The following is a 25347-nucleotide window of genomic DNA, read 5'->3' as shown; positions in this document are numbered from 1 at the left end:
CAGATTGCGTTTGACGGTATTGTTAAGGGTTGACTTCGTTTGGCTGTCCGCTCGGCGCGACGGGCATCGCATCGACTTTTCCATCCGTCGTGGTCAGATCCCGGCCGTTGGTCTCCGGCAGGATTGCGACTGCTAGCAGCACGAAGACGTAGGCCGACATTGCCGTCACACCCATTGCGCTGTGCAATGGCAGCAGTTCAGCGGATGCCAGCATGCCGACGATGGCCGGGTAGAAGGCACCCACGGCTCTGCCGAAATTGTAGCTGAAAGCCTGCCCGTTCGCACGGATGAGACTGGGGAACAACTCGGTGAAATAAGGGCCAAGTGCACTGTAGATACCGAGCAGCGAGAAGCCGAGCAGGAAGATGAGCAGCAGCGACACCGCACCCATTTCCGGCACGAACAGGAACACCGGTATGATGATCCAGTTCAGGATGGTGAAGACGAAGAAGCTGAGTCGGCGGCCGATGGAATCGCAGAGATAAGCAGCTACGATATAGCCGACGAACGATCCGAAGGTCAGTACGAAGACATAGTAACCGACTTCGACCGAGGTGAGGTGATAGCTGCTCTTGAGGAACGACGGCAGCCACATGACGATCGAGAATGCGCCGCCCTGTACCCCCAGAGCAAGCAGCGAGCACAGGATCGTCGTCTTCAGGTAACGCGGTGCGAAGATGACCAGCGGATTGACACGTTCGCCACGGGCGTGCTGTTCCTTCTTGGCTTTCAGGAAGACTTCCGGCTCCTCCACGCCGCGCAGTGCCCAGAAAACCCAGACGGCAGGAAGTGCGCCGATCCAGAACATCCAGCGCCAGGCCTCGGACGGTTCGATCGTGGCGAAGAGCACCGAAGACAGGATGGCTGCAAAGCCGTATCCGAGTGCATAGGCGCTCTGGACGCTACCGACGGCCTTGCCGCGATAGGCAGGGCGAATGACTTCACCCATGAGGACTGCGCCTGCGGCCCATTCGCCACCGAAGCCGAGGCCGGAGAGAATGCGGGCAATCAGAAGGTGCTCATAGGAATCGGCAAAGCCGCTTGCGATGGTAAATACGGTGAACCATGCGATGGCGATCTTCATGACCTTCACGCGACCGATGCGATCACAAAGAATGCCGGCGACCCAACCACCGACTGAAGAGGAGATCAAAGCGGATGTGCCGAGCCAGCCGGCTTCGGCATTGGTAATCGACCAGAACGCAACAAGTGTCGGAATAAGAAAGCTGAAGAGCTGTGTGTCGAGCGCATCGGTCGCCCACCCGGCAAAGCAAGCATAGAACGTCTTTCGTTCTTTGCTGTTAAGCTCTTGATACCATTGCAACATTTTTTCCTCCAGAAAAGCTGCTTCGGATTCCCGGTCCGAAGCAGACAACGCTAATAATTTTGAAATGCGCTTTCAGGCCAACCTTTTGGCTTGATAGCAAGTATCAAATGGTCAGCCGGTGAGGCCGAGGACATTCGCCGCATTGGTCGCCACCATTTCGTGGATCTGGCTGTCGGAGTAGCCAAGCTTGATGCAGGCGAGAACGCCATTTCGGAAACCTTCAATCGGTGTGAATGTGCCGACTTGTCCGAGATCTGAACACAAGATTGTCCGATCTACGCCAACGATGTCGATATGAGCCTTAAGCTCTTCTTCCTTGCGCGTCTGGAACTTCGAACCGTTCAGGAAGAAGGCGAGCGAATGCTCGACATAGGCCCCCATTCCGGCGAGTTCGCGGGCGTCTTCCAGGGAGGCGCCGACGATGTCTTCCGGATGAGTGAATATGAGGTGTTCTACGCCCCGCTTTATAGCCTCCGCGAATATCACCTTTGTCTCTGAGACGTGGATGTGGCCGCTGGCTAAGGCCATGCCAGTTGCTGCAACGACATCGAGAACATCAAGCACTGGTTCGAGAAGCTTGCCGTCGCCGTCGAAAAGCGGAACCGCGGTCGCAGGGCGGATTTTCTGCGTCGATGCAGGGTGAACCCAGCCCGATGATTTTTCCCATTTAAGATGGTTTTCGGCGGCAAGTGTCGGCAACCAGACAATTTTCCCGCCCATGGCAGCGGTGTGCTCGACCGCATAAGGATTGAAGCCACCCACCACGTTATTCAGTACGATGCCTGAATAAACCTTTGTCGAAAGTTCGGGGTGATGCTTGCGGATCATCTCCGTTGGCACGACGCCGGAGTAGTCGTGATCCTTGGTGACGGCCGCAATGAAGCCCGCATCCGAGAGTTGTCTAGCCAGTTCCAGATGATCGACAGCCCGAGCTGCGATCGATGGGCCGCTGTGAACATGCGGGTCGACGCCCCCGCGCAATATCTCATCGACACGGGCGTCAAGTTCCGAGGTCCTTGAGGCAATTTCAGCCATTTATATTCCTCCATTCTCCTCTGGCGGCATCTTCACGTCACCAGCTTGATTTCCGTTATTCCAAGACGGACCTCCAGAAGAGGGATGCCATTCCATCAATCACGGCACCGCATTCTTTTGTTCCGCTGAAAGAAACGTTGTTCTGATTTATTTGCTTTCCGCGATCATTCGTCAAGCGGTTGATTGGGGACGGCTTGCGCGTCAAACGGACGCGGCTGTCAGTATTTCTGGGATTTAAACGCCGATAGAAGGCTTGCTGTTTCGCAAGCGGAAAGCCAAATACCTTGATTTCTCAGAACTTTGTTCTTACCAATTTATGTTCGCGAATGAGCGGTTACGCCCGTGGACGAAATTGCGCACGAGTGTTTTGCGGCGTCTTGGGAGGGAATGAATTTTCTGAAAGACGCTCCAGCAGAGCGTTCCGGAATGAAAAAATGGCAGGCTGCTATTGTTTCAGACTTGACCAGAAATCTCGGATGCCTGGATTTAGCATGCTTCGGAAGCACAAAGCCGCTCCGATTATTTTATGGACGTTTGGATGAGTTTTAAAGGTGCAACGGCAGATGACTGATACTGAAGACAAAAATTCAGATGGCCTCCAGTCCGTCATCCTTACGATGAATATTATCGAGCAGGTTGTCCGCACTCCCAAGGGCGTAGGTGTGACCAGCCTCGCCAATACACTAGGGACAAGCAAAAGCCGTATCCACCGCCATCTGCAGACGCTTGTTCAGCAGGGATATGTATTTCAGCAGGATGATTCCGAACGATATGAATTAGGCTCCAAGCTGCTATCTCTCGGCCAATCCGTTTTTGACAATATGGGTCTTATTCGCGCCTCCAACGATCCACTTCTCGATCTTCGGGATGCACTGGGCCACTCTGCTGTCGCATCGCAGCTAACGCCGGAAGGCATGCTTGTCATCGCGACTGTTCCCGGACGGGCTTCGATCGAAATCGGCGTTCGGGTCGGATCGATCCTCTCGTTTCACGGTTCTGCTCAGGGCAAAGTCGCAACTGCCTTTTCCTCGCAGGCTTTCCAGGCGCGCGTGTTGCGAAACCGGCTTGAGCTTTTCACCCCTGAGACAATCGTTTCGCCGACCGTGCTGGCGCAAGAATACGAAATCATCCGGCGGCAGGGCTGGGCTGTCGCGCCCAATCAGGCCGCTCTCGGTTTGAACACGCTCGCCAGCCCGATATTCAACGCAGCCGGCATGGTCTGTGGCGCTGTGGGCATCGTTGACATGATCCAGTTCCTCGGCGAGGTTCCATCAGAAGAACATATTGAAAAGACGAAGAGCACCGCTGTGCGAATTTCGCGGCTTCTGGGGTATTCGGGGTAACAGATTGCTTGGCTCGGCATCACCGATGTGAAGCCGGGTGGTCATGATTTCGCGAACACCCACGGGTGAACAATTCAAGGCGGTCCAGGCCCGGTGCTTTCTCAAGGATGGCGTGCCCGCTCACAATAAGCGAGGGATGCTGTTTCGCCGGTACGGATCATATCTCCGCCAAAATTTAAGCATGAGGCGACCTGTCGGCGCATAGCGTTCAAATTCCGGCAAACCGTAAGAGAGAGCCGTATCTCCCTGCAGCCAAATCCGCTGAGCTATTAAGAGCAACGCAGGTCGATCAAGCCGCGATGAGCGGAAATTGCTTTTCGCATTGCGGGAATCGTGTCGTTTCCCTCGCGAAACAGGTTGATGACGATCGCCGCTGCCAACTCTGCCTCAGGACTTTGTTTTTCAACTTTTGCTTGATCAACCCATTCGCTGAAAGCAGCCTCAACAATGGCAAGCTCGGTCGGGCCGAACGTCTTTTCTAGAAATGTTGTCATGCTATGCATCTTGTCCTGATCGCCGGGGATGTGGGTCGGGGAGGTGGGTTCGTCAAGATCGTTCACGAACCTCTTTTCCCGTCTACCTCCAGGTTACCGCCAGCCTATCCATAGCTGAGCAAGGTTTTTGCGTTGTCGCCTCAAGCTCGGACGGCTCGACGCGTCGCCGTTCTCGTCGTGCAAGAGCTCAGATGAACGGATGTGCCGGGCGTACTAATCGCTCATCCGGCCAGCAGCAAAAATAACCGAGACGAGACCAGCTGCCAGGCTGACAGCGACAAGGCAGCTGGGTATTCCGGTGTCGAAATTGCGCAGGACCAAGCTTGCAACGATGAGGGCTGCACCAACCGTCAATGTCCGGTTGCCGGTTACTTTCAGAATGTCTTTCATGGATCTCTCTGGGAAAACGAGTTTGTCGAGCGCGGGCGTGACGCCGACGACCAGTTTTGGCACTTGGTCTGTCGTCGTCAGGCAGCAATCGGTCTCGGGGATCTGAGATGGTCGCTGATCGCGGCCCTCAATTCGCCAAGCGTTGCAAAACGCTGATCATCGAGATCGATGACATGAAACTTCACAGCTATAAAACGCAGCTTCCCGCTATCCGGAATGGCTATACCGACCGGCAACCCACCATGCTCAACGACTTGCTTCTGCATGTCCTTCACTCCAATCTCGCAATCTTTCCTCAATGTTCTCGGCCGTAATGGGCGCAATACACATCTGCATTCGCGAGTGAAGGTGGCATCGGGAAACGGACGAACCCACAAACTGGCTGGTTTTGGCTTGGCCTGCAGTGATGAAGTTTTTCATGTCCGACTTCCATTCGTTCTGTATTCGATTTCTGCAAATTACCGGATCGTGTTGCGCGCAACGAGGCAAATTAATCTATCTTTCTGGTAGATTTTGGATGAGCTTTCGCCGACGCAACGTGACCGCCCGCCTATCTTCTAGAAGCGTTAGAAACGTAATGAGGCGGTTATGATCCAGACGCTTGTCATTCCGGGTTTGAATGGCTCTTCCGATGAGCATTGGCAGCGACACTGGGTACGCGAGCAAGTATCCTCGTCGGTCGTGGAACAGGAGAACTGGACCTGTCCGGTTCTTGCGCACTGGCAGGCGAAGCTCGATGAGGCGCTGTCGAACACCGATGGCGCCTTTATCGTTGCACACAGCCTCGGTTGCCTCCTTGCAGCAAGCTATGCCAGCCGCCGTGGGGCAGGCCTTATCCGCGGCGCGCTACTGGTCGCTCCTTGTTCGCTGGAAACAACCCTGCAGATGCATCCCTGTATGATTGAATTTGGTGCCGAACCGCTCGAGCGTCTTCCCTTTCCAAGTCTCGTTGTCGGTAGCCTCAACGATCCCTACATGAGTGTCCCGCAGTTGGAACGTCATGTGAAAGCCTGGGGAAGCGATCTCGTGACGATCGGGTTTTCCGGCCACATCAATGTTGCAAGCGGTTTTGGGCGCTGGCCTGAAGGATATGAATTCTTCGAGCGGCTGGTGCGGCGTTCTTTATTGACAGAGCAGTGGGCATCCCCCACCGCGTCGCCATCTGGACAGCTCGTCGCCGCTCTAGGCCGAAGCTATAGATAACTGGTATGCCTGCTTCCAGCATCCGGCGATCGCCTGATCAGAATTGGCCATTCGGCCTGGGAAGCCTGCCATTGAGGTGAAAGTCGCCGATGGCGTGATATTTCCAGCGTACCGGATCATGAACCGTGTGGGTTCGTGCATTTCGCCAGTGGCGATCGAGATTGAAATCCTCGCCTGTCGCGGCCGTTCCTGCAAGCTCGAAAAGCGCGTTGGCGGCCTCGAGCGCGGCTTCGGTCGTCAGGATTTTGGCAGTTGCCACGGCCAGAGAGGCATCCGAGGCTGCGGATGCAGACGGAGATACCTGGGCTACGTCCACTTTTCGGCCAGCGCGCTCGATCATTGCTGCCGCCGCTTCGATCTTGACGGCGATCGATCCCGTTTTTGCGATCGCCAGAGGGTCGGTACTCGTGCTTTCGATGTCGAGATTTCGATTGCCCCGTGATCTGGTCTGGACGAAATCGATCATGTCGGCAAAGGCCGCACGGGCAATGCCAAGATCGACGGCTGCGTGCAGCAACTGGCCAAGCGATCCCAGCGTTGCCGGTTGTTCGAGAGCCCTGTCGTGAGCGATTACGGAATCTGCCGATACATACATGTTGTCGATGATCACGGAGCCACTTGCCGTCGTCCTTTGGCCGAAGCCTGCCCAATCATCGATGATCGTCAGCCCCTCGGTGTCGCGAGGGACTATCGCCATGACAAGATGCTCACGATCGTCCTGCGCGAAGACGGCAATCCAGTCGGCAAACAAGGCGCCGGTGGAGTAATATTTCTGGCCGGAAATACGATAACCGATCCCGTCCGGCACGAGGCGGGTGGTTATCAGTCCTGCCGCCTCGGTATTTCTTTCGGCAAGGGCGTTGGCAAAGTGATCGCCTGCCAATGCCCTGATGAAGAAATACCGCTTCTGCTCTTCTGTACCGGCAAGGCGGAGTATCTCAAGGATTTGGAAATGGCTCTGAGGGATCTGACCGATGGAACTGTCCGCCTCGGACAGGATCGCCAGCACTTCGGCCAGAAACGGGTTCGAGATATCGGCTCCGCCATATTCAGCCGGAACCGTGATGCCCAGAATGCCGGATTGAGCGACACGCTCCAGTTCGTGATGGGGTAGGATACGTTGCCGGTCACGACGGCTGGCGCCGCTGCGAATTTCATTCGCTAGGGCTTTTGCAGCCTCAATCGCTTCATCTTCTGTTCTGATATAAGGGGAAACGGCCCTGAGCGTTCCTGCCAAGTTGATGACCTTGCTCATCGCACCCTCCTGCACAAGGGCGATATTCAGCCATGGTCCTCATCGCGATAGAAGGAACAAAGCATTAAATAACGTGACTAGCGGAGCGTTTTTTTCTCTCAGTACTGCACCAGGAAGTTTATCAGCCATGCAAACCTCCTTGCGGTCGCTTGTACGAAGCCGCGCTGAGTTTTGCGAACCCCGCTCCGGCGAGGTCACTCCGTCACTCTGTTGCGAAGCCTGCCCTCATCGAACAACAGCTTTACCGTTTTCGCTGCATTCGTGCGCATCTCTATGGCTGCGTGATCGGAGTAGAATGCATTGTGCGGCGTGATGACCAGGCGGCCTGCGAGCCAATCCTCACGGTTGCGCCATGCTTCCAACAGAGGGTGATTTCCCGGCGGTTCATGCAGTAACGTGTCTATTGCTGCCGCTGCGACCTGCCCGCTCCGAAGCGCTGCTTCAAGCGCATCGAGATCTTCGATCAATTCCCCTCGTGCAGTGTTGACGACAATCGTGCCGTGTTTCAACCGGGCGAGGCCTTCAGCATTCAGAATGCCGCGTGTCTGCACTGTTGCCGGGCAATGAAGGGTGACGATATCCGACTGGGAGAAAACGTCATCCAGTCGCTCGGCCCGTTGATAACCGATGGCTTTCTCGTGCCCGGGTGGCTGGCCGGGATCGTAACCAAGGATGCGAAATCCGAAAGGCTTCAATCTGTTGATGACTGCCGTTCCGATTCTGCCGACGCCAATGACCCCGACCGTAGCACGGTTCGAGCGGGAAAGCGGCTTCAAACTGTGGATTTGCCACCCGGAGCTATATCCTCGGGCGCGTTCGTCATGTTCCCAGAGACGCCGATGCAGGGAAAGGATCATCGCAAGCGCATGATCGGCAACTTCCTCTGTCCCATAGTCGGGATTATTGGCAAAGGGGATGCCAGCAGCGGCAAGGGCCGCAAGATCGATCTTTTCGTAACCGACGCCGTAACGAACTACGCCCTTGCAGCGGGTCAGGTGGTTTATGGTCTTGGGTCCAAGCCGCGCGCCCCATACCATCAGCGCATCAAGCCTGGCCAGACGACCGGGGTCAAACGACGTCTCGTCCGTGCTGGCGAAGAAGTCGATCTCGACGTCATCACCAAGCACTTCCGCTTCGAGATCGGGCCGGCCGATCATGTGATCGGTAATCCCGACCACATATTTTCTGGCTGTCATCCCGTCTGTCCCTATGCCGCTGGCTTATCTTCCGGATCCGAGGCCAGCGAAACCGTGGCCTATTCGGCTGCAATCGCCGCAGAGATCGAACGAGCGCTGATCAGCAAAGACGCTTCGGCAAGCGCCTGGTTCACGCGACCGAGGATGGCCGGTGAGGGAGCACCTTCGACGAAATCACGGCCCGAAGCGTAGATCGCAGTCGGTGTGACAAAGGCTTCGAAGAAGGCAAAGAGCGGTCGCAACTGATGTTCGACCACAAGCGAGTGCCGGTCCCCGCCACCCGTTGCCGTGAGAACGATTGGCTTGCCGCGCAGGTCGGAAGGATCCAGCAGGTCGATCACATGCTTGAAGAGACCGGTGTAACTTCCCTTATAGGTCGGCGAACCGATGACGAGGGCTTCTGCCTCGATAATCGTCCTGATCACCTTGCGGGCGGCTGGATCTAGATCCGTGACCGATCTGGCGGTCGCCAGCGATGGGCCGAGGTCCTCCACATCGAAGACCACTTGCTGCAAACCGGCTTGCGCCGCCAACGCTTCCGTCACATTCTCCACGAAACGTCGCGTACCTGAAGGGCGTGAGATGTTGCCCGAGAAGCCGACAATAAGATTGTTACTCATTCAAATCCCTTTCAGAAATGCGGTCACAGCTGTTAGCCGTCAGTGAGGTTTCTCTCGCTTGCTCAGGCGGTCTTGAGGATCGCAACATTGGTCACATCGTCGGACCGGCCGGCATCGCTTCTTTTCCATTTATCGAAAGCGGCGCGTCCAAGGATGGAGACGGTAGTATCCTCCTGCGGCGCGTGGACCAGTACGGATTGGATATCCCGGAAATGACGTTCAAGGCCCAAGTCCGAGCTCAGGCCTGGATTGCCGATGCCGCGTACTGCAATCTCGACAGCGTCCCGGATCTGCCGGCCGGCAAGTAGTCTTGCCCTTATCAGTGCCTCCGCGTCGTCACTATTGTGATTCAGCGTGCCGAATATGATCTGGCGAGCGCCTGAAATGGCCAGATCAATTTCCCCTGAGAGCGTGACGAACCGCTCTGTCCGAGCGATGGGATGGCCGAGGTTGGCCGGTATGCGTTCATGCGCGAACTGGATGAAGACAGCTTGGGCCGCTTCGGCTGCGCCGAGATAGATAGCAGTCAATGCCAGATTGATCGCAGCATGAGCTCGGTTATCCTGTTGGGCGATAGAAGGATCAACCAGGTCCAGCGCGTTTTCTGCCGGAATTTCAACATCCGTGTATCCGACGTCATGGGACCCGGTCGCTCGCATGCCGAGGCTTTTCCAGTTCTCGATGACCTCAATACCCGGAAGGCCGTTTGGCACGACGAAGGTTCCGACGCGCGCCGGCAGTTCGTCCGTATGTGCCCAGACGAGAAAATGCGTCAGGCCATGGGCACCCGTCACGAAACGTTTTCGGCCGGAGATCGACCATCCGTTTGCCGTGCGGCGCGCGATCGTTGCAGGTAGGCCGCCGCGTGCTGGCGAACCGAGTTCAGGCTCTACGCGAGCTGCGTTAAGCAGCAAGGGGCGTTGTTTGGCCTCTTCCAGCAGTCGCCCATAGAGGTCATCCGGCCAATGGTTCTTTGTCGCCTGGCCGAGATGGTTAAAGATCGTCATGGCGCTGATGAGTGCCACCGAAGGATCGCCACGACCAAGTGCTGCCAGAATATGCGCGGCATCACTCAGCGTTGATCCTTCACCACCATAACGGCTGGCCACAGTGCTTTCCAGCAAACCCGCCTCATGAACGGCACGGATACCGACCCAGGGGAACTGGCCGGTCTGATCCGCATCGGGTGCGGCTTCTGCAAGGATGCGTGCCGTAGCATCTAGGAGAGTTGGATCATAGGACATGCAGTTCTGGGCTTTCCGGATTGCAGGGAATATCTCCCCGAAGAAGCGATTGAGTTCGCTGTTTTACCTGAAGTGGGTGAAGATCCGGCAAGGCGACGGACCTTCCAGGTTTACGCGGCCGTCTTGCGCTTGGCCTCTTCCCGCTCGCGAATGCCTTCGCGCACGAGCGGAAGCACGTAGCGTCCGTAATCAACGGCATCGTTGTAATTGTCGTAGCCGCGGATCGAGATCAGATCGGCGCCGAGATCGATATAATCGAGGATCGAGTCCGCGATCGTACGTGGTGAACCGACGAGTGCCGTGGTCGCGCCGCTGGCATTGGTCGCGGTGACTGTCGGATACCAGAGGGCGCGGTCATGCACGTCGCCACGCTTGGCGATTTCCAGTAGTCGCTGCGAGCCGACATTGGCCGGCGGCGGAGCGTTTACCGGAGCACGATGGAGACCCTTCTGGCGGTTCTCGGTCAACTGGTCGAGAACCCTGTGCGCCTTTTGCCACGCAAGCTCGTCGGTTTCGGCGACGATGGGACGGAAGGTGACCCAGATGCGCGGGCGATCTGTCCGGCCGGCCTTTGCCGCTTCCGCATAGATCCGTTCGATCTGCTGTTTTGTTTCGGCAAGCGGCTCGCCCCAAAGGCCGAAGATATCGCAGAGGGAGCCGCCGATGCGATAAGCCGCGTCGGACGAACCGCCCAGCGAGATCGGGATCAGCCCGTTGGTCGGGCGCACGGCACTGCGAAACTGCTTGAACTGGTAATATTTCCCGTCGAAATCGAAGGGTTCCTTCGATGTCCAGGCGAGGCGCAGGATGCGGATATACTCTTCCTGCCGCTCGTAGCGCTCTTCCTTGTTGAGGAAGTCACCCTCGCGCGCCTGCTCCTCATCGCTGCCGCCGGCGATGAAGTGGACGACGACGCGACCGCCGCTCAGCTGGTCGAGCGTAGCGAGCGATTTTGCCGCAACGGTCGGATAGACGGTGTTTGGCCGCAGCGCCACGATGATCTTGATTTGCTTGGTATGTGCCAGCACCGTTGCGCCCAGCGTGAAGGGATCGAATGACGACGAGGAATAGGGGATCAGCGTATAGTTGAAGCCGTAATCATCCAGCGAACGAGAGTAGCGTTCGAGGAACCGTGGATCCACAGGAGCGTCGGGAATGGGGTGCAGATCATTCGACGCATTGGGAAAGCTTACGCTGATAAATTCCGCGGTCATGTGAGCTCCTTAAGTTTGGCAGCCGATGCGCAAAGGTTAAGCAGCGGCAGATGGATGAGGAAGACAGGTCGTTCTTTTTCTATGGAGTATGTAGAAAATATTCTCTGCGGTTGATGATGCTTTAGACGGTGTTACCGCGACCCTGACCGTTCTTAGTGCTGCAGGGCGGGCGACCAGCCGAATGCCGGGGCGACGGTTTGGGCAAGGTCGCTCAATAGCCGGATGTTTTCGGTGAGCCCGAAGGCTGGTGGCAAAAAGAGGACCAGCTCGTCAGCTGCGCGGAGACCTGGATCGTTAAAGACAGATTCGATCACCTGATCGGGCGTTCCCTGGAAAACGGGAGATATGAGTGCTCCGACCGGCTGGCTGGCGGGTGCGAGCGCGCCATTGGGACGTGATGCGGCAATGCCATTGGTCCGACGATCCAGATCATACGCGGCATATTTGTCGCGAAGCTCGGCTGTTGTGCCAACAAGAACAGAGGCGGCGACGGCTACCGGCGGTGGCTCGGTTGCCCAGAGCTTGCGCCAGGTCGTGCGGTAGGCTTCGATGATTCGAGCCTGATAGTCGCCGAAGGTCTCGCCTTCGGACTGATCGTGCAGCACGGTCCCGGAAATCAGTCCGATACCGAGTTCGGCAGCCTGGATCGCTGAGCTGAGGCTGGCTGAACCCTGCCGGATACGGCTGCGCAGGGTCGGGCTATGTGGGGTGACCCGTAGCTCAGCTCCCAACGGCGCTCCCTGAACCGGCTCGGTGACGGTATGCAGGATTTCGCCGGAAACAGCCGAGAGGAAACGTGCCTGGCGGCGTTTGGCCTCCGTGCGGGCGTCGGTATCGACGGTGCCGAAGACAGCATCGAAAGCCCCATTGGACCCCGTCGAGATGGCAAGCTCAAGCCGGCCGCCGATCAGAAGGTCCGTCGTACTGGCAGCTTCTGCGAGAAGGATGGGATCCTGATAACGCATCGGGATGACGGCTGATCCGAGCGTGATATGCCGCGTATGCTGGCCGACGGCTGCGAAAAATGGAAGCGGTGAGGACAGGTAATGATCGAAATGACGCTGATAGGCCCAACCCGACTGGTAACCGAGTTGCTCGGCCTGTCTGAACAGCTCCAGTCCGTCGCGCAGCCCTTGAGCTGGTCCAGCATCGTCATTGAATGACACGCGTGTGTTGAAACCGAGCCGCTGCTTGGGGCGGAATGAGCCGGGTAGGCTTTTGGCCGGAACGGCGATGGTCATGCGATCTGTTCCTTTCTAAAGACTTCCCGAGGTTTCGGCTGGGTGGTGTTGGCCGGATTGGTAATGCCCGCCGGGATCGATTCCAGGAGGGTCGCGGTGTAGGGATGCTGCGGATTGCCAAAAATATCCGCGACGCTGCCATGTTCGACGATGCTGCCTCGCTGCATAACGGAGACGGTATGTGCGAGCTGGCGGACAAGCGCGAGGTCATGCGAGACGAAGACATAGGTCAGGCCCAGCTTGGCCTGCAGCGACAGAAGAACCTCGACGATATCCGCCTGGACACTGACATCGAGTGCCGATGTCGGTTCATCGAGAACAATCACATCGGGTTTGAGGACGAGCGCTCTTGCGATCGCCACACGCTGCCTTTGCCCGCCTGAAAGTGCACCCGGCTTGCGGGTAAGCAGGTGTTCAGCCAAGCCGACATTGGCGAGCGCCTCGCGTACCCGTTCTGCACGCTCTTTCGGTGTTCCAACTTTGAAACGGTCCAGAGGTTCGCCCACCAGATGCTCGACGGTCCAGGTCGGATCGAGTGAGGTGAAGGGGTTCTGGTAGACGAGCTGGAGGTGCCGCCATACGGCACGCAATGATGCGTGCGAGCGGCCGGACAGTCTTTCACCAGCAACTGAGATCTCGCCCGCGTCCGGCTCTTCAAGCCCGAGCAACAGCCGGATGGTTGTCGTCTTTCCGGAACCCGACTCTCCGACCAGTGCATGAGTTGTACCGGGAGCGACGGCAAAAGAGATATCGTTGACAGCTGTCAGTGTCCTGCCGTCGACCGTAAAGCTCTTTCTTACCGCGTTGACCTCGATCTTCGGAGCCTCGTCGGCACTGCGCAAACGCAAGCCCGTCTCCCTTAGCCTCGCGTACCGGTCCGGATTGAGAGCCGGTACATCGGCATGCAATTTCCGCGCATAGGCAGAGGCCGGTGAGGAAAATACCGAGGACGTCTTTCCGGCTTCCTGCACCACACCATTTTTCAGCACGACGAGACTGTCCGTTCTCTCGGAAGCGATGGCGAGATCATGGGTGATGAGCAGCAGGCTGATATTCAGATCATGCTGCAACCGGGAGAGAAGATCGAGAATCCGCTTCTGGATGGTTACATCGAGCGCGGATGTCGGCTCGTCGGCAACCAGAAGCGCCGGCCGAGGCAGAACAGCGAGCCCGATCAGCACACGTTGCAGCATGCCACCGGAGAGCTGGTGAGGGTAGGAAGAGAAAACCCGCTGAGGATTGTCGAGCCCAACCTGCGCAAAGGTTTCGAGGATGAGAGCCTTGCGGATTGCCGCATTCGGCTCGTCCGTCAGCTCTGCCGCTTCCATCGCCTGTGCGCCGATCGTACGCACCGGGTTGAGCGCATTGCCGGGATCCTGAGGGACAAAGCCGATCTGGCGTCCGCGCAGAGGTCGGAAACGGCGTTCGGGAAGGGCCAGCAGGTTGTCTCCGCCAAACCGAACGGCGCCGGAGGCTGTCGCACCGCTCGGCAACAACCGCAGAATGGCGCGGGCAATCGTCGATTTTCCCGAGCCGGATTCGCCGATCAGGGCGAGGCTTTTGCCACGTCCGAGTTCGAACCCAACATCGTGCACGACATCCTGCCGTCCATAGGACACCGACAGATTGTCCACACGCAGCAGAGGGGTGACGGGTTGCGGCGCCGGAGCGACCGTAATTGCGTGAATGAGAGCGGCGCTCAGTCTGTCTTGCGAAGCCATCGGCTGATCCTGTTCACTGAGAGGACGGTTACGATCGTGATGAAGGCGGGCGCATAAACGAGCCACGGCCATTTGAGGTAATCCTTGCCGATCGAGATCAGCAGGCCCCAGTCTGAGGCAGGCGGCGGGTCGCCGTATCCAAGGAAGGCAAGGCTGGCGATGACCAGAATGGATTCGCCGAACTGCAGCACCGCAAGCGGCAGCACCGAGCGCGAAGCATTCGGCAGGATATGCCGCCAGAGGATGTACCAGCGCGAACCGCCGGACAGGAACGCGGCCTCGACAAATGTCGCCTGTCTGGTCTTGATGACCTCTGCGCGGGTGACGCGTGCAAAGATCGCCACAGCCGATACGCCCGTCGCTATTGCAGCATTGATCGTCTCGAAGCCGATCGCGGTGACGACGATGACGGCGAGCAGGAATTTCGGGATGGAAAGCAGGACATCGACGAGACGAGCCAGAACGACATCGACCCAGCCGCCAAGGAAACCTGCCAGCAGCCCGATCAGGCCACCTGCCAGAACGCCGATCACTACGGCAATCAGCGCGCTCGATACCGAGGAGGCCGTGCCGTAGACAACGCGAGCGTAAAGGTCGCGCCCAAGGTGATCTGTGCCGAACCAGTGCGCGGCACTGGGACCAAGCAATTTGTCTGCCGGAACACCGACGACCGGACTGTATGTGGTGAATAGCTGCGGCGCGATTGACCAGGCAATGATGGTCGCGGTGATCAAGAAGGAGAGCGCAACAATCGGCGGCATTCGAAGTGCTTCTGCCCAGCCGCTTCGGCTTCCGCGTGAAAGTGTGGAATTCGCGACAAAGGTCATGGCGTCACCACTCTGGTGGGTCCGATCGATGTCTCGTCCGCAGTGGTCGGCTGGCGTTTCCGCCCGCCCAGAATTTTCACTCGCGGATCGAGGAGGGGGTAGAGAAGGTCCGCAGCGAGATTGACGAGAACGAAGATCACGGCGCCGAGCGAGACAATGGCCTGCAGGACGGGCAGGTCCTGTGTGCTGACCGATCGTTGTACGAGACTGCCGATACCGGTTCGCCCGAATACCGTTTCTGTAATCAGAGAACCGCCGAGAAGTTCACCGATCGTAAGGGCGATGACGGTGACGACGGGGAGCGAAGCCGGCTTCAGCAGGTGGCTTACGAAGAGACGTGCCTGACCGAGGCCACGGCTGCGGGCGACGGTGGCATATTCCTGCTCCGCCTCCTTATCGAGATTGGCGATGAGGACTTCTGCGATCTGTGCGGAAATCGGGATGCCGAGCGCGATTGCCGCAAACAGGGTTGCCCAGAAACTATCCGGATTGATTACCCGGAACAGCCCCAGCTGGAAACCGAACAGGTGGATCAACACCAGGCCGATGACGAAATTCGGTACAGACAGGAACAGCGAGGGAAACCCGCGCAGCAGGCCCTGCCCGTATCGCTTGGGAACAAAACGGGTGCCATAGGCAACAAGCATGGCCAGGACCAGCGCGACGGCGAGACCCGCCGATGCCAGAATGAGCGTCGAGGGCAGGACCTCGGCAATCAGCGTCGAGACGGGCCGGTTGGACCGCATCGAGATGCCGAGGTCGCCTGTCAGGAAGCCGGACAGCGAATGCCAGAGCTGGACGATGATCGGCTTGTCCAGCCCCTGTGCGGCGATGATCTCGGCGATTTCTTCTTCACTGAAGCCGTTCTGCGGGTTGCGCAGAACGCTGGTGATCGGATCGCCGGGAAGAATGCTGACGACCACGAAGGTGAAAACATAGGCCAGCAGGATGACGACGACCGCCTGGCCGAGCCGTTTTGCGGCATAGGTTAGGTAGGCATTGCTCATGCCGGTGCCTCGCATTGGTTGGTTGCTTTATGCGTCAATCGGCGATGAAGGCCGTGTAGTAGCTTGCATAGGCAACGCCGTTGTAGACCTCGCCTTTCAGCGTCGGTGATTGTACATAGATGCGCTGGACAATCTGCGTGCGCGGGATGAAATATCCCTGGTCGAGAACGTATTGCTGCAGGTCATTCAGCAGCGGGTTGCGCTCATCGAAAGTGCCTGCCCCCGCGATTTTGTCGCGCAGATCGTTGAGCCTGGCATCGCGGTCATCGAGTGCGAACCAGTTCTCGCCATTGTTGGCATTTGTCAGGATACCGGCAACCGTTCCGGCGTCGATGAAGCTGCGTGTTACTTCGTATGTCGGGATGGCAGGACCGCCATATTTCACCTTTTCTCCATAGGTCACGACGTCATAAGCACGGATAGCGACCTTCCAGCCAAGCTTGCCGAGCTGCTGGGCGATAAGCTCGTCCACAGACTTGGAGGTGGCGAGATAGGGATTGGAATGGAGCGTCAGCGTAAGCGGTTTGCCGTCCTTGGTGCGAACACCGTCTGCGCCCTTTGCCCATCCCGCCTCGTCGAGCAGCTTTTCGGCTCTGTCGGGATTGTAAGCTAAAAGGCCGCTCTGGTCGGTGGCGCCGGGCACGTTGCTCTGGATGAACGAGGTCGGCAGCTTCCAGTCGGGCGTGTAGACCGTATCGATGATTTCCTGACGATTGATACCGGCCTGCAGCGCCTGGCGAACTTTTACGTCGTCATAGGGGGCGATCTTCGTATTGACTGCCCAGCCATTGACGAAACCGAGATATCGCGGCGTTGCAATCGTATAACCTTCTTCCTTGAGCGACTTTAGCTCCTGTGGGGAGGCATTATAGGCGACATCTGCCTGACCGGACTGGACCGAGGCGACCCGGAGCGAGGGTTCTGACACGAGCTTGTAGGTGATTGAGTCGAGGAAGGCCGGACCGGTATGGCCGACGGCGGCCGGTCCCCAGTTGTAATCCTTGCGCTTGACCAGCGTAACGTGATCGCCTTCCTTCCAGCTCTCGACCACATAGGGTCCGCTGCCGGCAGTCTTGCTCAGGTCGGCTTGTTCGGAAGCCGGTTGGGCCAGGCTTTTGGGCGATACCAGGATCGAGCCGTGATAGCCCAGCGTCGGAATAAAGCCCAGTGTAGGCTTCTTGAAGAACACCTTGACGGTGGACGGGTCGATAACTTCGGCGCGATCGTAAGTCTTGGGGAAAAGGCCGATCGGGTTGATGCCTTCGTTCTTTCGGCCTGCATACCAGATGTCGAGATTGGCAACGACCGCGGCGGAATCGAGCGGTGCACCATCGGAGAAGGTCACACCGTTCTTGAGGTGTAGCGTGAATTCCGTGGCATTGTCATTCTGCTCCCAGCGTTCGGCGAGCCAGGGGCTGACCTTGCCTTCAGCATCAACATAAAGAAGCTTGTCGGTGACATGCCCCCAGATATGTCCTTGGAAGCTGGAGATGGCGCTGTTGTTGGGGATCCAGGTATCACCGAGAGAGTCAATCAGGAAGGTTATGTCGCCACCATCTTTCGGCGTTTCGGCGGCCTGAGCCGGATTGAAGCCCGTTGTCGAGACCAAAAGAGCCGCCGCAACCGTAGCCGATGTCGTGATCAGCAGGCGGCGCCGGGAGAGATTGAGAAGAGAAGATCGTTCGGTCATGGGGTGATCCTGATGTTTCGGGGTGTAGGTTGTGTTTTCGATGTTCTGCGAGCGCGCATGCTGGTCCGCGATAAGCGGAAACTGCGCGCGTCAAGCCGTTGCCGCTGCGGTTCCGTGCCGAGCGGGCGAATAGGAAAATGCAAATTCCGATGACTGGACTTCGGCCAAGCCGCTGTTAACTGCTCCTGGCAGGCCGTATCGCGCGCAGAGCGCGCTCGGCGCTACATATTCCGTTCATGACGCGGTCCTCCGTTGTTCAGCAAGAAGATCATGACACACAGCCTATCAGCGCAGCGCCAAGGAGAAAGACTGGTTATTCTTTTTCCATGGAATTAGTGGATTAATTTGTCGCAGTTTGGGAAGCGTTTGGGATTGATGTTTCAAACGTGGTGACGGGGAATGGGGGAGGCCTGAACGCCGGATTGCGAGGCAGGCGGTGAGAAATGGAAAATGCAGCGAACTGCCGGCCTACATCTTGGTCGAGACTGCATACGAGAGATGATCGGCCGGCGCAAAGGTGAGGATTTGCGGTCCGGGTTTATGTCTAGGAACCATTCTCATTCGTCACGAATGTCATGGCCTCGAAGACCCGGACCTGTGGAGTGTCGCCGGAAAACCGCTCGACCTCCACTTTGGTGATCTGACCGGTGCAGCCTTGGGCCAATCTGGAAGTGCCTATATCCTGCGTGAGGATATTCGGATTTCCATGGATGCACATCGGGTGTTCCGACTTCGGATCATCCGGCTCGAACCATGCGCCCGTCGAAAGCTGCATCACGCCTTGCCTTACTTCGTCGCTCAATATCGCTGCTGCAAGGCAACTGCCACGATTGTTGAAAAGCCTGACGATATCGCCATCCTCTATATCGCGCGCTGCCGCATCGGCCGGGTTGATGCGGACCGGCTCGCGGTCCTTGATCTTCGTAGAGCGGCTGAAGTCACCATAATCGAGCTGGCTATGCAGTCGCTGGTGCGGCTGGTTGCAAACCAGATGCAGCGGGTAGATCGTTTTATCAACCGCCGCTTCAGCCCTTGCAGGGTACCAATATGGATGACCGCCGCAATCGTCATAGTCGAAAGCTGCGATCGTCCTTGAAAATATCTCTATCTTGCCGGATGGGGTCTGCAGGGGAGATGCAGACGGGTCGTCACGGAAGGCACGTGCTGGGCCGCCATCATCGGGTTTGATCGGCAGCCGCAGTTCACCGCGTTCCCAGAACTCTTCGAAATTCGGAGCGTCATGCCCGCCGGCTGCGAGCGCCTGACGTGTCGTTTCGAAAAGGAAGCCGAGCCATTCCCGGGCCGTGCGGTTTTCGGTAAACGCGTCGAATTTCCCGAGATGCCGGGCGATGGCGGAAAAAATCTCATAGTCGTCGCGTGCTTCGCCGACCGGTTCGATCAATTTCTTCATTGCTACCATCAGATCGTCGCGGTCCGCCGCGCCGATATCGTCCCGTTCAATCGTTGTTGTTGCCGGCAGAACGATGTCCGCGTGACGCGCGGTGGACGTCCAGGCCGTCTCATGAACGATGATTGTCTCGGGTCGCCTGAATGCGGCGCGCAGCCTGTTGAGATCCTGATGGTGATGAAACGGATTGCCGCCTGCCCAATAGACAAGGCGAATATCCGGATAGTGCAGATCATTGCCATTATACTGGAATTCGCCACCCGGATTGAGCAGCATGTCCGCGATACGGGCGACGGGGATATAGTCCGCCAGAGGATTCTTGAACTGACTGAGCGTTGGCAGCGGCACGGCCAGCTGGCGTTTTCCGATGTTTCCAAGCGCTCCGAGCGAATAGGAATATCCGCCTCCATCAAGACCGATCTGGCCGAGCATCGCGGCAAGCACAATACCCATCCAGACTGGTTGTTCGCCGTAGTCGGCTCGCTGGAGCGAATGACTGACGGTCACCAGTGTGCGCAGGCGTGCCATTGCCCGCGCCAAGTCCCTGATTGTTTCTGCGCTTATGCCGCAGATCTCCGCTGCCCATTCGGCCGTTTTCGGCAATCCATCGTTGCGGCCAAGCAGATAGTCCTCGAAGCGCTCATATCCGACCGTATAGCGCTCAATAAACTCGCGGTCATGCATTCCTTCTGCCGCCAGCACATGTGCTATTCCCAACATGAGTGCAACGTCGGTGCCCGGAATGATTGCCAGCCATTCAGAGTTCACTTCAGAAGGAAAGTCGTCCTTAAGCGGGGTGATGGAGACGAACCGGGCGCCGCGAGCACTGGCGCCGGACAGTTTCGGCCGCACAATATGGGCTCCTATACCACCGCCATGCACGTCGGCGTTCTTGATCGCCATTCCGCCGAAGGCGACGACGAGTTCCGTGCTGCGCTCGATTGCATCCCAGGTGACGCTCTTGCGGTCGACCGTGTCATAAGGTCCCAATACATGCGGGATGATGACCGAGGCCGCGCCGGAACTGTAGGTGTTGACGGATCGCACATAACCGCCGAGCACGTTTAGAAAACGATGGATCTGGCTCTGGGCATGATGAAAACGGCCGGCACTCGACCAACCATAGGAACCGCCGAATACGGCTTGCGGGCCAAAATCCCGGTAAACGCGGTGAAGTTCGTTTGCGACCAGCTCCACCGCTTGGGGCCAGCTAACTTCAATATAATCATCGGCGCCACGTTTTTTTGCGTGGGCAGGTGCTTGCTCAAGCCAGCCACGCCGGATGGCGGGGCGTCTGACACGAGCAGGACTATCGGCAATCGCCGGAATGTTGCCCAGCAGGGGAGACGGGTGCGGATCGTCGGGATGAGGCCGGATGTGGAGGGTGCCGTTTTCATATCTGCCTGAAAAGGCGCCCCAATGTGAGCTGTGAGGCTTGAACGAGCTCATGGCGGGTATCCTCGGCGATCAATGTGTTTCAGCTGTCGGTCAAGGGCTAATTTGGCAAAACCTTGCCAGGGTTCATGATGCCCGCCGGATCGATAGCATTCTTGATGACGGCCATGAGATCAACGGCATCACCATGTTCAGCCCGAAGATAGGCAATCTTGCCCGTGCCGACCCCATGCTCGCCTGTCGATGTACCGCCGACGGAGATGGCATATTGCACCATCTTCTTATTGATTGAAGCGACTTCGTCGAGTTCCTGCCGGTTGTTCGGATCGACGGCGAAGACGACGTGGTAATTGCCGTCCCCGACATGTCCGAGAATGGCTGCCGGGACACTGCAATCCTTCAGAAGTTCGCGTGTCTTCAGGATGCAGCCACTTAACTCGGAGACAGGCACGCAGACATCGGACGACCAGCCCTTGGCGTTTTCTCGCTGGGAGACGACAGCATAAAAGGCGCTATGACGCGCCTTCCAAAGCCGGTTACGCTCTTCTGCTGCATTTGCCCATTCGAAATCCCGACCGTCGTTTTCCGCGACGATTGCGGCAACCATTTCGACCTGTTCCTGCACGCCGGCCGGCGAGCCGTGAAACTCGAAGGCAAGCGTGTCCTCCAGCTTCAAGGACAGGTTGGAATACGCGTTGACGGCTTTGATAAGGCCGCGGTCCATCAGTTCCATACGGGCAACGGGAATGCCGAGCTGGACTACCTGAATTGCAGCGGCTACCGCCTGTTCCACGCTTTCGAAAGAGCAGAGCGCAGCAGAGATCGTCTCTGGAATACCGTAGAGACGCAATGTGACCTCAGTAATGATGCCGAGCGTGCCCTCCGAGCCGACGAAGAGCCGGGTCAGGTCGTAACCTGCGGAGGACTTGCGCGCCCGGCCCCCGGTGCGGATGATCTGGCCATTCGGCAATACGACGGTTAGCCCAAGCACGTTTTCACGCATGGTACCGTAGCGCACGGCATTGGTTCCGGAAGCGCGTGTAGCTGTCATGCCGCCGATCGAGGCATTGGCACCCGGATCGATCGGGAAGAACAGACCCATGTCACGCAGATGGGTGTTCAACTGCTCGCGCGTAACGCCCGCCTCGACGGTGCAGTCGAGATCCTCGGAGCTGATGCGGGTGATCTTCGCCATGCGCGACAGATCGATGGAAATACCACCGCGCACTGCGGTCAGGTGGCCTTCGAGCGATGTTCCCGCGCCAAAGGCGATGACCGGAACGCTTTCGGCAGCGCATAGCCGCACGATATCGGCCACCTCTTGTGTGTTCTCCGCAAAAACGACGGCATCCGGGATGGCAGGCGTGTGATGGGATTCACCGCGGCCATGCTGTTCGCGCAGGGCCTGCGATATCGAATAACGATCACCGAAGCGTTTGCTCAGCACTTCGGAAAGGGAGAGCGGAAGCGCGCTCATTTTCCGTCTCCGGTCTCAACAGGTGTATCGCCTTGCTGCCCCCATTCTGTCCAGGCTCCGTCGTAGATCGCCACGTCGTCCTTGCCTGCAAGATGAAGGCCGAAGGCAAGCGCTGCTGCAGTTACACCTGAGCCGCAGCTTGCGATGACAGGTTCGGAAAGATCGAGCCCGGCCTGTTCAAAAGCCTTCGCGATGCTTGGGATATCGAGAAGTTCTCCGGTCTGGGGATTGGTCAGCGCATTGAATGGCAGATTGAGGCTGCCCGGAATATGACCGGAGCGAAGACCCGGTCGCGCTTCCTTCTCTGTTGCCGTGAAGCGGGCAGCAGAGCGGGCATCGATAACCTGCTCGGCACGGCTTGCTATGTTATCGAGGATCTGTGCTTTCGAACGCACCGCCTCGGGATTGAAATGCGCCTTAAAAACTCCTCTGGAGAATGGTGCAACCTCGTCGGTTACCGGCCGACCTTCTGCCAGCCACTTCCGCAGGCCACCGTCTAGAACTGCGACCTTGTCGTGTCCGAAAGTCCGCAAGGTCCACCAGACGCGGCCAGCCGACATAAGGCCGGGCGTGTCATAGACGACTTACGACGCTGTCGCTCGAAATGCCGAGATCCGCCGCATATTGCTCGAAAGCTTCGGGCGAGGGTAGCATATGCGGCAACGACGTTTCGTGGTCGGCAATCTTGTCGATATCGAAAAACCGCGCCTTCGGAATGTGCCGGGCGGCAAAATCGTCAGCCGCGATCGGGGTGGCGCCCGGCAGTTTGAAAGATCCATCGAGAATGACGAGATCCGGCTGGTCAATATGCGCTGCAAGCCATTCGGTGGTGACAAGAGAGCCGGGCAGGGAAAGAGACATTGGGAAACTCCGAAAAATATAAGCGGATAAACAAACCCGTGCCGCGTCTGCGGCGCATGAGGTCGCTTGAGTGAAAATCAGGCGACCAGCTTTTCGCCCTTCAGATGGCGTTCAAGGAAAGGCAGACTGTCCTGGCCCCAATAAAGCTCGCCTTCATACAAGAAAGTCGGAAGTCCGAATACGCCGGTAGCCTTTGCAGTCTCGTAGCTGGATGTGCGGCGTGCCTCCACGGCTTCACCCTGGCCCAGGTCATCCAGTGCTGCTGCATCAAAGCCCGCTGCCGTCGCAATCGACCGGCGGATCTCAGTATCGCCAATATCTTCGCCACGTCCCCAGAACGCTTCCTGAAGCGCTTTCGTCAGCTTGAGCCAGTCCTGATTGGCCTCGATCGCGGCGACGACCATCAGGCCGGCCGGTGCTGGATCGGAAAGTGCGGCGCGATTGTCGAAGTTGAGCGTCTTGCCTCTCAGCGCCGCCCAACGTTTCAGGTCTTTCGTCCAGTAGGCGCGGCGTGCTTCGGGCCGATTGCGGGAGTAGATGCCGCCATTGTCCTCGATCAACGGAATGACGTGAGGACGGATCGTGGCGCCATGTTCAGCTGCCAGCGTGGCAAATGGTTCCAACCCGATAAAGGCCCAGGGTGAGCCAATGCTGAAGAAGAAATCGATCGTTTTTGTCATGGTCTGCTATCGCTTTCAGGAGGGCTGCTTGGTGGACACTGCCGTATCGAAGACGGAAAGTGCGCAATCGCGGGCAATGAGTACGGCACTCGGGTCGCGTCCGACTGCCACGGTAGCCAGCGCGCCTTCGTAAAGAAGGGAAAGATGGGCGGACGCCTGTTGAGATCCGCTGTTGGCCTTTGACATAATGGCAGAGAATATGTCCCGAACCATTGTCTTATGAGTTCGAGCTACAGAGACGACACGCTCGGAATCGCCGTGTTCCGCGACTGCCAACGCAAATGCGCAGCCGCGAAACTCCGGGCTGTCTGCCTTTTCGTGCAAGCGTTCGAAGATCAGCTCTATCTTGTCTCTTGGGGCCATCGCCGCCTCGGTGACGTCTTCGAGAGATCGGATAACTCGATCGTGGCGGGCCTTGAGGTAGGCTGCGACCAGATGGTCCTTGGAAGGGAAGTGACGATAAAGCGTCGCCTTGGCGACATTCGCTTCTTCTATGATGCGGTCAATTCCCACCGCTCGAATGCCTTCTTTATAGAAAAGTGCTCCGGCAGCAGTGAGGATCTGGTCAGGTATGGCTTCTCTCATGGCATCGCTTTTAAATTTTGGGCCTATCACTTCGATGATCCATCGACGGTCGGGAATTGACAGAAGTAAGACCGGTCTGTCTCTTGTTGTTGGAGTTGTCAACGATTGCCGGGATTACGTCAAGCGGCCCGCTGTCCGCTCACGCATAAAGTGGCAGAAAATCACATATGATCTTGAGTTATTGTAGGATTTATTCAGTATCCCATTCTCGCTTCGGCGGCTGAAAAACCATACTTGCTTGTCGAAGTGCTTCAGTCATTTCTATTCGTGCCGCGCCGATAAGGTGTGCCATGGCATGGTGCGCTGCCTCGGGTCGTCGCATGCGAATGGCCTCCAATACAACCTGATGGCTCAAGATCGCCTGCTTGTGTGATTGGCTGGCACGGTTGGTGAGCCGGAAGCTAGCGAGCAGCGCTGCCTGGATGGCGCTTGCGAACTGCCGGTAGACCCAGTTTCCGCTGGCATTGATGATTGCGGTATGGAATTCCAAATCGGCCCGACTCCAGGCATCTGTATCTCGGGAGTTGGCCTCGACCATGTCCTCGAATGCTTTTGAAATCTGGTAGAGTTGGCGCGCGTTGGCATTGGCGGCCGCTTGCGCGGCTGCTGCAGGTTCTAACAGTTGTCTAGCGTCGATCAGCGAGGAATAAAAGGCGTCGTCAGCTCCGACCGACAGTATGACCTCAAGGACGATCGGATCAAGATAGTTCCAGTTTTCCTTCGGCAGGATGGTAGTGCCGGCTCTTGTTCGCGATCGAACCATGCCGAGGGCAGAGAGATATTGCATGGCTTCCCGCAGGCTGGTGCGGCTGACGCCAAAACGTTCGGTAAGCTCGGCCTCGTTAGGCAGGGTGGAGTTTTCGGCAAACGCCCCCGATACGATCATTTCGATAAGGCAGTGAAGCAGCGCTTCTCGGACAGTTCGTTTTCCGCGCTGTGCGATCGGTTCGCCGTCCTCTGTCAGCACCCGTGTCATCGAAGCGTTTCTCAGCAGAGAGCCCTCTTTTGTCATTGCTCGATCTCTCTCCTGAGGGGTGCGGTTTTTTCGTTTGCAATTCATAGTATGGAACGATCTTATTTTTTGATCAAATCCAGAAATAAATCATATTTATATTGACATCCATCCTATGAATT

General features: G+C 57.5%; 24 protein-coding genes. 2 read left to right on the top strand and 22 right to left on the bottom strand.

Annotation, left to right across the window (positions count from 1 at the left end; translation table 11 throughout):
* Window positions 1-22: 22 nt before the first annotated feature.
* Window positions 23-1327 carry an MFS transporter gene (locus GGE33_RS16530; RefSeq protein ID WP_210303697.1) on the bottom strand — a complete coding sequence of 435 codons (1305 nt, stop codon included), beginning with the start codon at window positions 1325-1327 and terminating at the stop codon, window positions 23-25.
* Window positions 1328-1438: 111 nt separating this feature from the next.
* A complete protein-coding gene (locus GGE33_RS16525) occupies window positions 1439-2362 on the bottom strand; it encodes a DUF6282 family protein (RefSeq protein ID WP_183825150.1) in 924 nt (307 codons plus the stop codon).
* Window positions 2363-2925: 563 nt separating this feature from the next.
* Between GGE33_RS16525 and GGE33_RS16520 the strand changes: the two genes are divergently transcribed.
* Window positions 2926-3705 carry an IclR family transcriptional regulator gene (locus tag GGE33_RS16520; RefSeq protein ID WP_148144584.1) on the top strand — a complete coding sequence of 260 codons (780 nt, stop codon included), beginning with the start codon at window positions 2926-2928 and terminating at the stop codon, window positions 3703-3705.
* A gap of 269 nt (window positions 3706-3974) precedes the next feature.
* Here the strand turns inward: GGE33_RS16520 and GGE33_RS16515 are convergent, their stop codons facing one another.
* The 3 genes from GGE33_RS16515 to GGE33_RS16505 all read right to left on the bottom strand — a co-directional run bounded on the left by GGE33_RS16515 (window position 3975) and on the right by GGE33_RS16505 (window position 4855).
* A complete protein-coding gene (locus GGE33_RS16515) occupies window positions 3975-4265 on the bottom strand; it encodes a hypothetical protein (protein ID WP_148144585.1) in 291 nt (96 codons plus the stop codon).
* Between the two features lie 147 nt (window positions 4266-4412).
* Window positions 4413-4589 (bottom strand): hypothetical protein, encoded by a 177-nt coding sequence (locus tag GGE33_RS16510; RefSeq protein WP_183825147.1) that lies wholly within the window; start codon window positions 4587-4589, stop codon window positions 4413-4415.
* Window positions 4590-4666: 77 nt separating this feature from the next.
* A complete protein-coding gene (locus GGE33_RS16505; RefSeq protein ID WP_183825144.1) occupies window positions 4667-4855 on the bottom strand; it encodes a hypothetical protein in 189 nt (62 codons plus the stop codon).
* Between the two features lie 322 nt (window positions 4856-5177).
* Here GGE33_RS16505 and GGE33_RS16500 point away from each other — a divergent pair, with 322 nt between their 5' ends.
* A complete protein-coding gene (locus tag GGE33_RS16500; protein WP_183825140.1) occupies window positions 5178-5792 on the top strand; it encodes an RBBP9/YdeN family alpha/beta hydrolase in 615 nt (204 codons plus the stop codon).
* Between the two features lie 37 nt (window positions 5793-5829).
* On the opposite strand, the gene GGE33_RS16495 is transcribed toward GGE33_RS16500, so the two are convergent.
* The 17 genes from GGE33_RS16495 to GGE33_RS16420 form a co-directional block, all read right to left on the bottom strand.
* Complete coding sequence (locus GGE33_RS16495; RefSeq protein WP_183825137.1) at window positions 5830-7047, bottom strand: SfnB family sulfur acquisition oxidoreductase; 1218 nt, start codon at window positions 7045-7047, stop codon at window positions 5830-5832.
* 194 nt (window positions 7048-7241) lie between these two features.
* Window positions 7242-8243, bottom strand: a complete 1002-nt coding sequence (locus GGE33_RS16490) for a C-terminal binding protein (RefSeq protein ID WP_183825133.1) — start codon at window positions 8241-8243, stop codon at window positions 7242-7244.
* A gap of 59 nt (window positions 8244-8302) precedes the next feature.
* The gene (msuE, locus tag GGE33_RS16485; RefSeq protein WP_183825129.1) at window positions 8303-8863 is read right to left on the bottom strand and encodes an FMN reductase; all 561 of its coding nucleotides are present in this window, start codon (window positions 8861-8863) and stop codon (window positions 8303-8305) included.
* A 62-nt stretch (window positions 8864-8925) separates the two neighbouring features.
* On the bottom strand, window positions 8926-10107 hold the full coding sequence (locus tag GGE33_RS16480) for an acyl-CoA dehydrogenase family protein (protein WP_183825126.1): 1182 nt from the start codon (window positions 10105-10107) through the stop codon (window positions 8926-8928).
* A gap of 110 nt (window positions 10108-10217) precedes the next feature.
* Window positions 10218-11321 carry an LLM class flavin-dependent oxidoreductase gene (locus tag GGE33_RS16475; RefSeq protein ID WP_183825123.1) on the bottom strand — a complete coding sequence of 368 codons (1104 nt, stop codon included), beginning with the start codon at window positions 11319-11321 and terminating at the stop codon, window positions 10218-10220.
* A gap of 152 nt (window positions 11322-11473) precedes the next feature.
* Window positions 11474-12562 (bottom strand): LLM class flavin-dependent oxidoreductase, encoded by a 1089-nt coding sequence (locus GGE33_RS16470; protein WP_183825120.1) that lies wholly within the window; start codon window positions 12560-12562, stop codon window positions 11474-11476.
* Window positions 12559-14283, bottom strand: coding sequence for a dipeptide ABC transporter ATP-binding protein (locus tag GGE33_RS16465; RefSeq protein WP_183825117.1), 1725 nt, complete (start codon window positions 14281-14283; stop codon window positions 12559-12561). Before GGE33_RS16465 ends, GGE33_RS16470 begins: the two co-directional genes overlap by 4 nt.
* On the bottom strand, window positions 14262-15110 hold the full coding sequence (locus GGE33_RS16460; protein ID WP_183825114.1) for an ABC transporter permease: 849 nt from the start codon (window positions 15108-15110) through the stop codon (window positions 14262-14264). Before GGE33_RS16460 ends, GGE33_RS16465 begins: the two co-directional genes overlap by 22 nt.
* Window positions 15107-16117 carry an ABC transporter permease gene (locus tag GGE33_RS16455; RefSeq protein ID WP_183825110.1) on the bottom strand — a complete coding sequence of 337 codons (1011 nt, stop codon included), beginning with the start codon at window positions 16115-16117 and terminating at the stop codon, window positions 15107-15109. Before GGE33_RS16455 ends, GGE33_RS16460 begins: the two co-directional genes overlap by 4 nt.
* Window positions 16118-16151: 34 nt before the next feature.
* Window positions 16152-17807, bottom strand: a complete 1656-nt coding sequence (locus tag GGE33_RS16450; RefSeq protein ID WP_183825107.1) for an ABC transporter substrate-binding protein — start codon at window positions 17805-17807, stop codon at window positions 16152-16154.
* A gap of 544 nt (window positions 17808-18351) precedes the next feature.
* On the bottom strand, window positions 18352-20664 hold the full coding sequence (locus tag GGE33_RS16445) for a molybdopterin guanine dinucleotide-containing S/N-oxide reductase (protein ID WP_183825102.1): 2313 nt from the start codon (window positions 20662-20664) through the stop codon (window positions 18352-18354).
* Window positions 20665-20710: 46 nt separating this feature from the next.
* Window positions 20711-22087, bottom strand: coding sequence for an FAD-binding oxidoreductase (locus GGE33_RS16440; RefSeq protein ID WP_183825099.1), 1377 nt, complete (start codon window positions 22085-22087; stop codon window positions 20711-20713).
* The gene (locus GGE33_RS16435; RefSeq protein ID WP_343062485.1) at window positions 22084-22647 is read right to left on the bottom strand and encodes a sulfurtransferase; all 564 of its coding nucleotides are present in this window, start codon (window positions 22645-22647) and stop codon (window positions 22084-22086) included. The genes GGE33_RS16440 and GGE33_RS16435 overlap by 4 nt, the downstream gene beginning before the upstream one ends.
* Before the next feature lie 13 nt (window positions 22648-22660).
* The gene (locus GGE33_RS27865) at window positions 22661-22948 is read right to left on the bottom strand and encodes a rhodanese-like domain-containing protein (protein ID WP_343062484.1); all 288 of its coding nucleotides are present in this window, start codon (window positions 22946-22948) and stop codon (window positions 22661-22663) included.
* 77 nt (window positions 22949-23025) lie between these two features.
* On the bottom strand, window positions 23026-23628 hold the full coding sequence (locus GGE33_RS16430) for a 2-hydroxychromene-2-carboxylate isomerase (protein ID WP_183825095.1): 603 nt from the start codon (window positions 23626-23628) through the stop codon (window positions 23026-23028).
* 15 nt (window positions 23629-23643) lie between these two features.
* A complete protein-coding gene (locus tag GGE33_RS16425) occupies window positions 23644-24213 on the bottom strand; it encodes a TetR/AcrR family transcriptional regulator (protein ID WP_183825650.1) in 570 nt (189 codons plus the stop codon).
* 190 nt (window positions 24214-24403) lie between these two features.
* A complete protein-coding gene (locus GGE33_RS16420) occupies window positions 24404-25225 on the bottom strand; it encodes a FadR/GntR family transcriptional regulator (protein ID WP_246436158.1) in 822 nt (273 codons plus the stop codon).
* Window positions 25226-25347 lie beyond the last annotated feature (122 nt).

It is taken from the genome of Aliirhizobium cellulosilyticum (assembly GCF_014198105.1).
Lineage (GTDB): Bacteria > Pseudomonadota > Alphaproteobacteria > Rhizobiales > Rhizobiaceae > Neorhizobium > Neorhizobium cellulosilyticum.
This window is presented reverse-complemented; position numbering and strand designations above follow the sequence as displayed.